The sequence below is a fragment of the Curtobacterium phyllosphaerae genome, assembly GCF_049341865.1.
Lineage (GTDB): Bacteria > Actinomycetota > Actinomycetes > Actinomycetales > Microbacteriaceae > Curtobacterium > Curtobacterium phyllosphaerae.
Genome location: NZ_JBMPIU010000003.1, coordinates 18,253 through 30,643 on the forward strand (window position 1 = coordinate 18,253; position 12,391 = coordinate 30,643).

At 71.9% G+C, this 12,391-nt stretch carries 10 protein-coding genes and 1 tRNA gene; 8 read left to right on the plus strand and 3 right to left on the minus strand.

Translation table 11 applies throughout. The features are described from left to right. Window positions 1-76 precede the first annotated feature (76 nt). The 5 genes from ACO0E0_RS05895 (at window position 77) to ACO0E0_RS05915 (ending at window position 5,243) form a co-directional block, all read left to right on the plus strand. A complete protein-coding gene (locus tag ACO0E0_RS05895; protein ID WP_422870474.1) occupies window positions 77-1,198 on the plus strand; it encodes a prephenate dehydrogenase in 1,122 nt (373 codons plus the stop codon). Window positions 1,199-1,413: 215 nt separating this feature from the next. Continuing rightward, the gene (gene cmk, locus ACO0E0_RS05900) at window positions 1,414-2,127 is read left to right on the plus strand and encodes a (d)CMP kinase (protein ID WP_422870886.1); all 714 of its coding nucleotides are present in this window, start codon (window positions 1,414-1,416) and stop codon (window positions 2,125-2,127) included. An 8-nt stretch (window positions 2,128-2,135) separates the two neighbouring features. Then, window positions 2,136-3,680, plus strand: a complete 1,545-nt coding sequence (der, locus tag ACO0E0_RS05905) for a ribosome biogenesis GTPase Der (protein ID WP_422870475.1) — start codon at window positions 2,136-2,138, stop codon at window positions 3,678-3,680. 85 nt (window positions 3,681-3,765) lie between these two features. Beyond that, window positions 3,766-4,617 carry a hypothetical protein gene (locus ACO0E0_RS05910; RefSeq protein WP_422870476.1) on the plus strand — a complete coding sequence of 284 codons (852 nt, stop codon included), beginning with the start codon at window positions 3,766-3,768 and terminating at the stop codon, window positions 4,615-4,617. A gap of 62 nt (window positions 4,618-4,679) precedes the next feature. After that, a complete protein-coding gene (locus tag ACO0E0_RS05915; RefSeq protein ID WP_422870477.1) occupies window positions 4,680-5,243 on the plus strand; it encodes a hypothetical protein in 564 nt (187 codons plus the stop codon). Between the two features lie 131 nt (window positions 5,244-5,374). Here ACO0E0_RS05915 and ACO0E0_RS05920 read toward each other — a convergent pair whose 3' ends face one another. Further along, entirely contained in the window at window positions 5,375-7,546 is a 2,172-nt protein-coding gene (locus tag ACO0E0_RS05920; protein WP_422870478.1) for a RecQ family ATP-dependent DNA helicase, read from the minus strand. A 123-nt stretch (window positions 7,547-7,669) separates the two neighbouring features. Continuing rightward, entirely contained in the window at window positions 7,670-9,133 is a 1,464-nt protein-coding gene (locus ACO0E0_RS05925; RefSeq protein ID WP_422870479.1) for a hypothetical protein, read from the minus strand. A 534-nt stretch (window positions 9,134-9,667) separates the two neighbouring features. Here ACO0E0_RS05925 and ACO0E0_RS05930 point away from each other — a divergent pair. Continuing rightward, a tRNA-Pro gene (locus ACO0E0_RS05930) sits at window positions 9,668-9,741 on the plus strand. A gap of 167 nt (window positions 9,742-9,908) precedes the next feature. Here the strand turns inward: ACO0E0_RS05930 and ACO0E0_RS05935 are convergent. After that, on the minus strand, window positions 9,909-10,361 hold the full coding sequence (locus tag ACO0E0_RS05935; protein ID WP_422870480.1) for an anthrone oxygenase family protein: 453 nt from the start codon (window positions 10,359-10,361) through the stop codon (window positions 9,909-9,911). A 200-nt stretch (window positions 10,362-10,561) separates the two neighbouring features. On the opposite strand from ACO0E0_RS05935, the gene ACO0E0_RS05940 reads away from it, so the two are divergent. Both ACO0E0_RS05940 and ACO0E0_RS05945 read left to right on the plus strand, forming a co-directional pair. Next, window positions 10,562-11,353: an NAD-dependent epimerase/dehydratase family protein gene (locus tag ACO0E0_RS05940; RefSeq protein ID WP_422870481.1), complete on the plus strand. Its 792-nt coding sequence runs from the start codon at window positions 10,562-10,564 to the stop codon at window positions 11,351-11,353. A gap of 37 nt (window positions 11,354-11,390) precedes the next feature. After that, the gene (locus tag ACO0E0_RS05945; RefSeq protein WP_422870482.1) at window positions 11,391-12,383 is read left to right on the plus strand and encodes an amidohydrolase family protein; all 993 of its coding nucleotides are present in this window, start codon (window positions 11,391-11,393) and stop codon (window positions 12,381-12,383) included. The last annotated feature ends 8 nt before the right edge of the window (window positions 12,384-12,391 follow it).

Sequence of the window (12,391 nt, forward strand, 5' to 3'; positions counted from 1 at the left end):
CGATCGTCCATCCGATCTCGGTAGGCTCGACGCGACGTCGACCGGACCCGGTGGGCGAAGCCGAGGGGACCGAGCGATGAACGACGACGGAGCAACGGGGCCCGACGGGGCGCGACGCCTCGCCGGCCGCCAGGTGCGCGTCGTCGGTGCGGGTCTGCTCGGCGCCTCGATCGGACTCGCACTGCGTCAGCAGGGGGTCGACGTCGTCCTCGACGACGCATCACCGGCATCACTCGCACTCGCGGTGGACTACGGCGCAGGCCGCCGGGCCACCTCGGACGACGCCCCCGACCTCGTCGTCGTCGCGGTACCGCCCGACGTGACCGCGGCGGTCGTCGCGGTCGAGCTGGCGAGGTACCCGGACGCGCTCGTGACGGACGTGTCAAGTGTCAAGTCCGGACCACTCGCCGCGCTCCGGGCCGCCGGTGCGGACGTCTCGCGGTACGTCGGTTCGCATCCCATGGCCGGTCGTGAACGCAGCGGCCCGGTCGCCGCCCGGGCCGACCTGTTCATCGGTCGACCGTGGGTGATCGCAGGGCACGACGACATCGGCTACCAGCGAGCCGCCCTCGTCGAACAGCTCGCCCTCGACGTCGGCGCGACCGTCGTCGAGATGGACGCGGACTCCCACGACGAAGCCGTCGCGCTCGTGTCCCACGCGCCGCAGGTCATCTCCTCACTCATGGCGGCGCGACTGCGGAGCGCGCCGGACGAGTCGCTCGAGCTCGCCGGTGGCGGGGTGCGCGACGTCACGAGGGTCGCCGCGAGCGACCCCGGGCTCTGGGTACAGATACTCGGTGCCAACGCTGCGCGGGTGCTGCCGGTGCTCGAAGCCTTCCGGGACGAGCTCGGCGGGCTCATCGACGCGCTCGCCGACCCGGTCGCGCAGGGTTCGCCCCGCGCCGTCGCCGAGGTCATGGCCGCCGGCAACCTCGGCGTGGCGAGGCTTCCCGGCAAGCACGGCACGCGGAAACGCTTCAGCGACATCGTCGTGCTCGTCGACGACACCCCCGGACAGATCGCGCGACTCCTCACCGAGATCGGCGAGATCGGCGTCAACCTCGAGGACCTGCGCCTCGAACACTCACCGGGGGCACCCATCGGCATCGTCGAGGTGTCGGTCGTCCCGGAACAGGAACAGCGACTGCTCGGCGAGCTCGAGCGGCGCGGATGGAGGATTGCAGCGGCATGGGCGTGAACGACGGTACGACCAGGATCGACAACGCCGCGGGGCGCGGCATCACCACGCCCGGGATCGCTGCATCGGGCGTCACCGGCGGACCGGACGCACCGGACAGCGGTCTGCCCGGGCCGACCGGGGCCCCCGGCCCGAACGTCCCCGGCGGTGGTGCGGGCGCCGACGCAGGTGGTGTGCACGGCGGTCCGGACGGTTCGGACTCGGGTGAACCCGGGATGACCCGGGATCCACTGCCGGCAGGTCTCGCGGCCGGTGCGTTCGTCGCCAAGTTCGTGATCGCGGTCGACGGCCCGGCCGGGAGCGGCAAGTCGAGCGTGTCCCGTGCCGCAGCGCGCGCTCTGGGGTTCGACTACCAGGACACCGGTGCGGCGTACCGGGCGCTCGCCTGGCATGCGCTGCGCTCGGGAGTCGACCTCGACGACCCCGCCGAGGTCCTCGGCGCGTGGGACTCGTTCGACTACGCCATCGGCACCGACCCGGACGACTACTTCGTGCGCGTCGGCACCGACGACGTCACCGAGCCGATCCGCTCGCCGGAGGTCACCGCCGCGGTCGCGCACATCGCGAAGCTCCCGGAGGTCCGCGAACGGCTCGTGCAGCTCTTCCGCTCCGTCATGCGCAAGGCCGCCGCCCCGGGGATCATCACCGAGGGCCGCGACATCACCACGGTCGTCGCGCCCGACGCGGAGGTCCGGATCCTCCTGACGGCGGACGAGTCGGTTAGAATGGCTCGGCGTTCGGCAGAGGTCACGACCCAGTCGGCAGAGGAGACAGCTCGCGCACTGGCACATCGTGACCAGGCGGACTCCAGGGTCGTGGACTTCATGAACGCCGCCGACGGTGTGATCACCGTCGACTCCACCGATCTCAACTTCGACCAGACCGTGCAGGCGGTGGTCGATCTGGCCCGCGCGGCCTCCACTGACTAGGACACACCATGGCTCATCTCGACGAGCACGACGACGACCGGACCGAGTCCGCGGGCGACACGTTCCCGGAGTACGACGACGGACTGGCGTCACGTCTCGACGACCTCGACGACGCGGCCGCCGAGCAGCGGGCGGCCGCACTCCGAGCGGGCCTCGCGGAGTACGACCTCGACGCCGAAGACCTCGACCTGCTCGACGGTGCCGAGATCGGGGCGGACGGGCTCACCTACCTCCCGGCCCTCCCGGTCCTCGCGATCGTCGGCCGACCGAACGTCGGCAAGTCCGCGCTGGTCAACCGGATCCTCGGTCGCCGCGAAGCCGTCGTCCAGGACGTCCCCGGCGTCACCCGCGACCGAGTGTCGTACAAGGCGGAGTGGAACGAGAAGCGCTTCACCCTCGTCGACACCGGCGGATGGGAGCCGGACGCCCAGGGCATCAACGCCTCGGTCGCCGCGCAGGCCGAGGTCGCGGTGGACCTCGCGGATGCCGTCCTGTTCGTCGTCGACGCCACGGTCGGTGCGACGGCCACGGACGAGCACGTCGTCAAGATGCTCCGAGGGACGGACAAGCCGGTCATCGTCGCGGCGAACAAGGTCGACGACGAACGCCGTGAGCTCGACGTGTACGAGCTCTGGAACCTCGGACTCGGCGAGCCCCATCCCGTCTCGGCCCTGCACGGCCGCGGGGTCGCCGATCTGCTCGACCTCATCATCACGACCCTCCCGGACACGTCCGCCGTCGCGAAGCAGGAGATCGGTGGTCCCCGACGCGTGGCGATCCTCGGTCGGCCGAACGTCGGCAAGTCCTCGTTGCTCAACAAGGCGGCGGGTGAGGAACGCGTCGTCGTCAACGAGCTCTCCGGCACGACCCGCGACCCTGTCGACGAGCAGGTCGAGCTCGGTGGCAAGATCTGGCGGTTCGTCGACACCGCCGGCATCCGCAAGCGCGTGCACCTGCAGCAGGGCGCGGACTTCTACGCATCGCTCCGGACGACTGCCGCACTCGAGAAGGCCGAGGTCGCGGTCGTGATCCTCGACGTCACCGAGCCCATCTCGACGCAGGACCTCCGCATCATCGACCTCGTGCTCGAGTCAGGGCGCGCGCTCGTCATCGCGTACAACAAGTGGGACCTGCTGGACGACGACCGTCGCCGCTACCTGGAGCGCGAGATCGAGCAGGACCTCGCGCACGTCACGTGGGCGCCGCGCGTGAACATCTCGGCCCGGACCGGACGACACCTCGAGAAGCTCGTACCGGCGCTCGAGACCGCGCTCGAGTCGTGGGACACCCGGATCCCCACCGGCAAGGTCAACGCGTTCATCGCGGAGCTCACGCAGGAACACCCGCATCCTGTCCGTGGTGGCAAGCAGCCCCGGATCCTCTTCGGGACCCAGGTCTCGAGCCGGCCGCCGACGTTCGTGCTGTTCACCACCGGCTTCCTGGACCCGCAGTACCGTCGCTTCATCACGCGGCGCCTGCGCGAGGTCTGGGGCTTCGACGGCACCCCGATCACGGTCAACATGCGCGTTCGCGAGCGCCGGAAGCGCACCTGATCTCGCACTGACCCACATCCGTGTCGATGGGCGCGGAGGTGGCCGTCAGTGGGTGCGGGGATGGGCGTGGCGCTACTGTTCGGGCATGAGCTGTCCGCGGCACCGCGTTCGACTTGCCGACGTGTTCGGCGGCGGAGCGGTCAGGCTGCTCGGCCTCCGACCTGTCGGCGGGCTCGGCGTCGGGGTCCTCGTGGTGATCGGCATCGGGGCCGCTGTCCTCATGGGGATCGGTGTGACCGGCTGCACTGCCTTGGTTGATCGGTCGGGCCCGACGCGCGCGGTCAGCCCGACACCGCAGGGTTCAGGAGCACCGCCTCCGACGGCGACGAGGAACCCGCTCACGGGCCGACCCGGACTCCGCGAGACCTGGTTCCCGGACGCACTCCCGGTGGACGGGCAGATGGTCGCGATCGTGACCACGAGCGCCGGCGACGGCACGAGCGCGGGCGACGGCACGAGCGCGGGCGACGGCACGAGCGCGGGGATGGGCTCAGGCACAGGCGCAGACACGAGCACGAGTACGGACACGGGCGCGGACGCCGGCACCACCACGGGTACCGGCCGAGACGATGGCGCGGACGACGTCGACGGTTCCGTGCGAGTGACGCGGGACGGCTCAGCGCTCCGCATCACGTTCCAGGGGCTCCGCCTGCCGACCGTGGTGCATGGTGACCTCCGAGTGCAACTGACGAACGGCGACCTCACACCCGGTCCGGACGGTTCGACGACCTTCCGGACGGGCCGCGGCGAGGGCTCGTCCGGCGGTCTGCTCGGTTCGGACCCGGTGGAGGTCGGAGTGCTCCGGACCGTGGTGCCCGACGCGGTCGTCGAGTTCTCGAGCCCCCGGATCCTCCCGGACGTGCATGCACTCCTGATCGTCGACTACAGCAGCGGCACGGTGCTCGCGGGGGCGGAACTCATCCCTGCAGAGCGGTGAGCCTGGCAGTGCAGTCCGATGGGGCACGATGGTCATGCACACCCACGAGAGGCCATCCGACCATGACGCAGTCGTCCGAGCACGACGGACCGACCACCCCGGGCGGAGTCGCTGGTGTCGCGGATGCGCTGTGGTGCCGTCTCCGGCTGGATCGGATCGCCGGCGGGAGGCAGGGCGGGTACGTCATCCGCGAGGACATGCGCCGACATCCCCGCACCGTCCGCACCTTCGGCTGGATCCGATGGCTCCTCGTCGCCGAGACGGTGGTCGGCCTCACTGCCGTCGTCATCGCCGTCGCCCTCACGCACTCGGGGGAGACGGTCGCATGGGCAGTGTGGTTCCGGGCGACCGTCGTGCTCCTGATCACCCTGACGCTCTACGTGTTCGCGTGGCGCGCGCAGCTCGGCTACTACTGGGCGTACTCGCGGATGCGGCTGTTCAGCAGGGTCTTCCCGATCGTCACGCTCGTCATCGCCGCGATCCCCGGGCTCTACTCGCTGTGGATGGTGATCGAGCAGATCGTGTTCTCAGTGCTCATGATCGGCATCGGGGACTTCCTCACGAGCGATCACATGCGGGCGGCGTTCCCGAAACCGGCGGTGCGGCAGCCCGACCAGCAGGTCTGAGCCGACACGGGCACGGCGCTCGAGCACGGCGCACGGCGCACGGCGCAGAAGCACCGCCCACGACGCACGAGAACGGCCCACGAGGACCGCACTCCAGCACGACGCGAAGTGCGACACCGGGGAAACGACAGCTAGGCGACCACCGCCAGTGCGAACGGGAGGACCGCCTGAGCCCCCGCGCGCCGGAGTTCGCGCCCCGCGACCGTCATCGTCCACCGGCTGTCCACCAGGTCGTCGACGAGCAGCACCGGCCCGTGGTGGGCACTGAGCGCAGCAGCGAGTTCCGGCCCGACGCGGAACGTGTCCCACAGGCCGGCGAGGCGGTACGCGCTGTTCATCGAGCCGTCCCCGCGGGGCTGACCGCCTGTGCGGTCGAGGTTGCCGAGGAAGGTCAGCTTGCCGATCCGCCCGAGCTCCGTCGCGACCGACGTGACCAGCTCGGGTCGCGACCGCGAGGACATCGCGACGACACCGGTCGGTCGCTCCTCCCACGGCCAGTCCCGGAGCGCCCGGATGCAGCCCTGCATGATGTTCGTCGGCACCGGGCCATCTGCGGGACCGCCCTGCTCATCGGTCGCGGCGAAGAGGTTCCGGAGGGTGCCGCCCCACCCGAGGTCGGTGAGCCGCGCGACGACACGACCGGTCTCGACCTGCTCCGCCGGGCCGATCTTGCCCTTCACGGCGACCCCGAGCTTGTCCATGCCGGACGGCCACTGCGCGCGCGGGGCGATCTCGACCCCGACCTGGTCGAGTGCGGTCGCCGCGCCGGACGCTGCATCGGCGGACACGTCGGTCGGGAACCAGGTCCCGACGCAGACGTCGCACCGCCCGCAGGGTTCGGCCGTCGGGTCGTCGAGGTCCTGCTGCAGCATCTGCATCCGGCAGGTCGTGGCGTGCTCGTACCGGACCATGGAGTCCTGCTCGGCACGGCGGGCCGCGGCGACCCTGGCGTACCGATCGGCGTCGTAGGTCCAGGGGGTACCCGTCGACACCCACCCACCGGCGACGCGGCGGACGGCACCGTCGACGTCGAGCACCTTGAGCAGCAGTTCGAGCGTCGACCGCTTGATGTCGACGAGTCCTTCGAGCGCCACCGTCGACAACGCCCGGTCCCGTTCGAGGTTCCCGAGCACCGCGGCGGCCCGGGCATCGGACGGCATGGACGCGTTCGCGAAGTACTGCCAGATCTCGCGGTCTTCGTGCCCGGGGAGCAGGAGGACGTCGGCGTTGTCGGTCGCGCGGCCGGCACGACCGATCTGCTGGTAGTAGGCGACGGGGGAGGACGGCGCGCCGAGGTGCACGACGAACCCGAGGTCGGGTTTGTCGAAGCCCATGCCGAGCGCACTCGTCGCGACCAGCGCCTTGAGCTCGTTGCCCTTGAGCTGCTGCTCGAGCTGTTCCCGCTCCTGCGTGTCCGTCCGGCCCGTGTAGGCCCGCACGGTGTGTCCGGCGTCGCGGAGGAGCCGCGCGGTGTCCTCGGCCGCCGAGACGGTGAGCGTGTAGATGATGCCGCTGCCCGGCAGGTCGCCGAGGTGGTTGAGCAGCCACCCGAGCCGCGCCCGCGAGTCGGGCAGGTCGAGGACGCCGAGGCGGAGCGACGCCCGGGCGAGCGACCCCCGGATCGTGAACACCGGCGTGTCGGTCGAGACGGTGAGCTGTTCTTCGACGTCGGCCACCACCCGGGCGTTCGCGGTCGCGGTCGTCGCGAGGACCGGGACACCGTCCGGGAGGGCTCGGATCAGCTCGGCGAGCCGCCGGTAGTCCGGGCGGAAGTCGTGGCCCCAGTCCGAGATGCAGTGGGCTTCGTCGACCACGAGCAGTCCCATCCGGGCGACGAGGGTCGGCAGTTGTTCGTCGCGGAACGTCGGGTTGTTGAGCCGCTCGGGCGACACGAGGAGGACGTCGATCTCGTCCGCGCGGAGTCCCGCGGTGATGTCCCCCCACTCGTGTGCGTTGGCCGAGTTGATGGCCACGGCGCGCACGCCGGCACGGGCGGCTGCGGCAACCTGGTCGCGCATGAGCGCGAGGAGGGGGGACACGAGCACCGTCGGACCGGCACCGCGCCGACGCAGCAGGAGTGTCGCGAGGAAGTACACGGCCGACTTGCCCCACCCGGTCCGCTGGACCACGAGCGCACGCCGATGGTGTTCGACGAGGGCGCTGATCGCCTCGAGTTGGCCGTCGTGGAACACCGCATCGATCCGGCCCGTCAGGGTCTGGAGCGCCGCGGTGGCCTCGGCACGGAGCGCATCCGACGGCGGGGCAGCGGAGGTGTCGGAGGCGGAGGCCGCGGAGGTGGTCATGCGCCCCATCGTGTCAGCTGCCGATGACAGCCACGCCGCGATCGCCCGACCTGTGGAGAACCGGACCGAGCGCTCGAGGCGGAGGGGGGTCGTGCCTCCCGGCCGTCGGCCGTCCAGCCGGTGTCACTGGTAGGTGACCAACGCCGGTGTGGGGAGCACCTGCTGCATCGTCTGCTCCGGGGTCAGCATCGGGTGGTCCTCGTCGATGAAGTTCTTCCACCCCCACGACACACCGGCCGGCGCACCCTCGTGCAACGCGTTCCAGGTCGCCTGCTTGTCCGGCTGGCTGCCCTGTCCGTCCACGTGCACGAGGACGTCGAGTTGCGGGTGGGAGGTGTCGAGTGCGCCGCGGTCGGTGATCATCGACTGCCGGAACTCGTGGAGCACGAACATCTTCGGTGGCAGGTCGTGCCGGTCCACCAGGCGCGCGAGCCACGAGGCCGTTCGGTTCACCTCGTCCGCGGACACGCTGCCGATCTGCCGTAGCGGCACCTGGTCCGGTCCGAGCCGCCACTCGGGGTCGAGCGCGAGACCGACGTCCGGCCGCTCCAGGAGCGTCTCGTACCGTCGTGCCTGCGTCAGGAAGTCGGAACGACCGGGCTGCAGGTCGAGGATCACGGACATGTGAGCGTCCCGGGCCGCGTCGAGGTACGGCGTCAACCGGTCCACCGGGAGCTCGTTGGAGTAGTCCCCGTTGTCTCCCGGAGCACCCGCGGCCACCGTCGCGATCACCTCGATGGACGGGACCACGGGCACGTCCGACAGCGAGGTGTACTGGTCGGCGAGCGCGCGGACCCGCCGGATCGTCGACGCCGGGTCCTGCTCGCCGAGCGCCCCGAGCGACGGCGCACCCGGCGCGCCGTACAGGGCGACGAACCGGTGCCCGTCGAACGGCCGCTGTCCGCCGCCCGGCAACTGCCATCCGGTCCGGGCGGCCCGGACGCTGTAGCCCGGGTCGGGGTCCGCGGCGAACGCCCGCCCGAGCAGCACGGTCGTGCTGTGCCGTGCGGAGCGGAGGTCGTCGATCACGTGCGGTGCGTCGGCGAGCGGGGTCGTGCCTCCCGGCAGTGCGCTCTCGGTCGCCCCGGCGGCCTCGATGGTCCCGCGCGCGGCAGCGTCCCGAGGGTCGCCGGTCGTCACGACGACCGCCGGACGGGAGGCGCGGGGCGGCGCCGACACGGACGGCGCGTCCGACAGGCGGTCACGTCGTGCGTCGACGTCGTCGGTGGCGTGTCCGACCGCGACGTACCAGTCGGCCCCGAGGCGGTGGGCCTCGCGTTCGGTGCGGTGCCCGGCGTCGGCGACGAGCACGGGGACGTGCAGGTGCCGGGCGGCGGAGACGGCGGCGCTCGCCGCGGACCCGTCGGCGGGCGCGAGGACGAACCCCGGTGCCGAGCGGAACAGGGCGCGGCTGAGGGTCGCGGCGCGGTCCGCGGCGGAGTCCTGGTCGGCGACGGTCACCGCGCTCGGGTCCGGCCGGGTGAGCCGCGGGCCGACCTCGTCGTGCTGCGCGGTGCAGCCGGCGGTCGCGGCGAGTGCGAGGACGGCGATCGTGGCGAGCAGGGACCTCGTGGTGCGGGAGGACATCGGTCCACCCTACGAGACCCGCGTGTGGCCGGTCGGGGGGGGGGGGGGCGGCGGGGCTGCCGGCCGCCGGGCCGCCGGGCCGCCGGGGCCGCCGAGCGTGCAGTTGTGCCGCGTCCAGTGCCGTTCGACGCGGCGGAACTACACGCTCGACGTCGGCACCCGGCTCGACGCTCGGAACGCCCGATGCGGATGTACTCCGGACGACGACGCGCGCCGCCCGGTAAGCAGGACGGGGTCGAACCCGTGGTGCCCCCACGGCGCGACGGATCCGACGCCCTGTGCATTCTTCGGAGCCGCCGACCCGCCGGTTTGGGTGCGGGCCGGTCGGACGAGAACGCACGAACTAGGGGTCCGAGCGTGCCGGACTCCTGCTTTGTGCAGTCTCGGCGACCTCGGGCCGGCTGGGGGGGGGCGCCCGGGCAGGGGCGGCTGGGCCAGACGGGGCGGCCCGAGCACGGGTCCGGGCCGGTCCCGGGGTCCGCTATGCTGGTCGGGTTGCTCCGGTCGGGGCAACGCCGGATCCCTCGCGGATCTCGGGCTGTGGCGCAGCTTGGTAGCGCACTTGACTGGGGGTCAAGGGGTCGCAGGTTCAAATCCTGTCAGCCCGACCGAACGGGTCTCCCGACCGAACGGGGCCGTCGACCGAATGGGGCGCTCGACTGAACGGGGCGGTCGACCGAACGGGGCGGTCGACCGAACGGGTCGCTCGAGCAGAACCGACCCGCACAGCCCCGATCGAACTCCGGTTCGCTCGGGGCTGTCCGCGTTCCTCACGTCACGGACTCGTCACCAGGGCGATCGCGGACAGCACGAACGCGACCCCCGCCGCGCTCGAGCGGACCACGTCGATGCGCTCCCACCGCGCCACCACGCGCTTCCAGTCCGCCGGTGGGTCTGTTGGGTCCCAGTCGTTGACACCCATGTTGATGGGAACGGTCCCGAGGAACGACGCCAGGACGAACACCACCAGCGCCGCCGTGCCCGCGACGCGCCACCCGAGGCCGTCGTCGGTCCCGGTCAGGACGAGCACGGCCACGGAGGCCAGCACGGCGGGGACCATCACGACCGGTACGACGACCTTGAGCGACCGCACCAACGTGATCCGCACCCGCACGTGGGCTTCGTCGGGGAGGGCGGCGATCGCCGGCTGGACTCCCCACCGGACGATCAGCTCCTCCCCGGCGAGCAGCCCGACGAGGACGAGCTGGACCACGAGCAGCACGTTCATCGGACGACGCCCACGTCGCTGAGCAGCGCGGCATGCTGCGCGATCGGGATGAAGATCGGGATCGGGATCGGGATGGGGATGGGGTTGCGGGTCACGGTCGCTCCTCGGTCGAGGACACCATGGTCGACCGGACCGCTCACACCGCGCTGACGCGACCCTGACGCGCACGGTCGATCCGGCTCGCCGGGTACGATCGCATGATGTCGAGCATCGCGGGGAGCCGCTGGGTGATCACCGGCGCCGCGGGCACGATCGGGTCGGCCCTCCGCGGCGCGCTGGCGGCCGAGCAGGTGCTGCTCGTGTCCACCGACCTGCGTGCGGTGACCCCGGTCGGTCCGGACGAGTCCGTCGCCCAGCTCGACCTCGCCGACCTCGAAGGACTGGTCGATCTGTTCGCCGGCGCGGACGGCGTGGTCCACCTCGGCGGGATCCCGGACGAGGCCGACTTCCACGACCTGGCGGAGGCCAACGTCGTCGGGACCTACCACGTGCTCGAGGCTGCCAGGCGGGCCGGTGTGCCCCGAGTGGTGTACGCCAGCAGCAACCGCCTGACCGGGTCGTACCCCGCAGGCATCCACGTGACGCCGGACATGCCGCCGCGCCCGGACGGGTTCTACGGCGTTTCGAAGGTCGCGGGGGAGGCGCTGTGTCGGCTGTACGCGGACAAGTTCGGGGTCAGCACCATCTCGCTGCGCATCGGCAGCTACGAGGAGCAGCCGGCCCCCGGTCGTCAGCAGCGGACCTGGTTGAGCCCCGCGGACGCCGTCCGCGCGTTCGTCGCGGCGATGACCACGACCGAGCACACGGCGGTCTTCTACGCGTCCTCAGCGAACACCGACGGGTGGTGGGACCTCCGCGCAGGGGAGGCCGTCGGCTTCGTCCCACAGGACGACGCGTCGGCACGCACGGCACCGGAGCCGCTCGACCCATCGGTGCCACAGGGCGGCGAGTACGCGTCCCCCGCGTACTCCTCCGACCGGATGCGTCGGTAGACGAGCAGTGCCCGGGGTCGTCCCGTAGCCTCGGCGCATGGACGCGCAGACCGGACTGATCGGCATCGAGGAGCACTGGCTGCACGAGGGGATCACGGCGGCGCAGCTACGCCTGCCACCGGATCGCCGCGACGACAGCATGGTGCTCAACGACCACGGCGACGCGTCCGCCCGGCTCACCGACGTCGGGATGGGGCGTCTCGCGGCGATGGACGAGCAGGGTGTCACCATGCAGGTGCTGTCCCTCGCGCCGCCGGCCACGCAGGGTCTCGACGCGTCCGACGCGGTGTCCCTCGCGCGCGCGGCGAACGACGTGGCAGCGGCTGCCGTCGCCGCCGCCCCGGATCGACTGCGTGCGATGGCGACGCTCCCGCTCGCGGACCCGGCGGCCGCGGCGGCGGAGCTCGAACGGGCGGCGGGACTCGGTCTGGTCGGCACGATGGTGCACGGCCGGACCGGTGACGTCCTGCTCGACGATCCCCGGTTCGACGACCTGTGGGCGGTTGCCGCGGACCTCGCGCAGCCGGTCTTCGTGCACCCGCAGATCCCGCCGCGGTCGGTCCGCCGGGCCTCCTACGCCGGGATCGGCGACGTCGCGGACCTCGCGATGGCGACGTTCGCGTGGGGGTGGCACCTCGAGGCGGGGACAGCGGCGCTCCGTCTGATGGCCGCGGGGACGCTCGATCGCCATCCGACCCTCCAGCTCGTCCTCGGACACTGGGGAGAGCTGCTCCTGTTCTGGCACGACCGTGCCGACGGCCTGGCCAGGGCCGCGGGACTGCAGCGATCGGTCACCGAGTACCTGCGGGACAACGTCTGGATGACCGCGTCGGGGATGCTCGACCCGGCGATGCTCCACCACGCGCTCGCCGTGACGACACCGGACCGGGTGCTGTTCTCGACCGACTACCCGTTCCAGCAGCCGACGGCCGCGGCGATCGCGGCGTTCCTCGCGGAGTTCGACGACGACGACGCGCGCCACGCCTTCGCCGCCGGGAACGCGCGGCGGCTGTTCCGCATCGACGCCTGAGCGCCCGG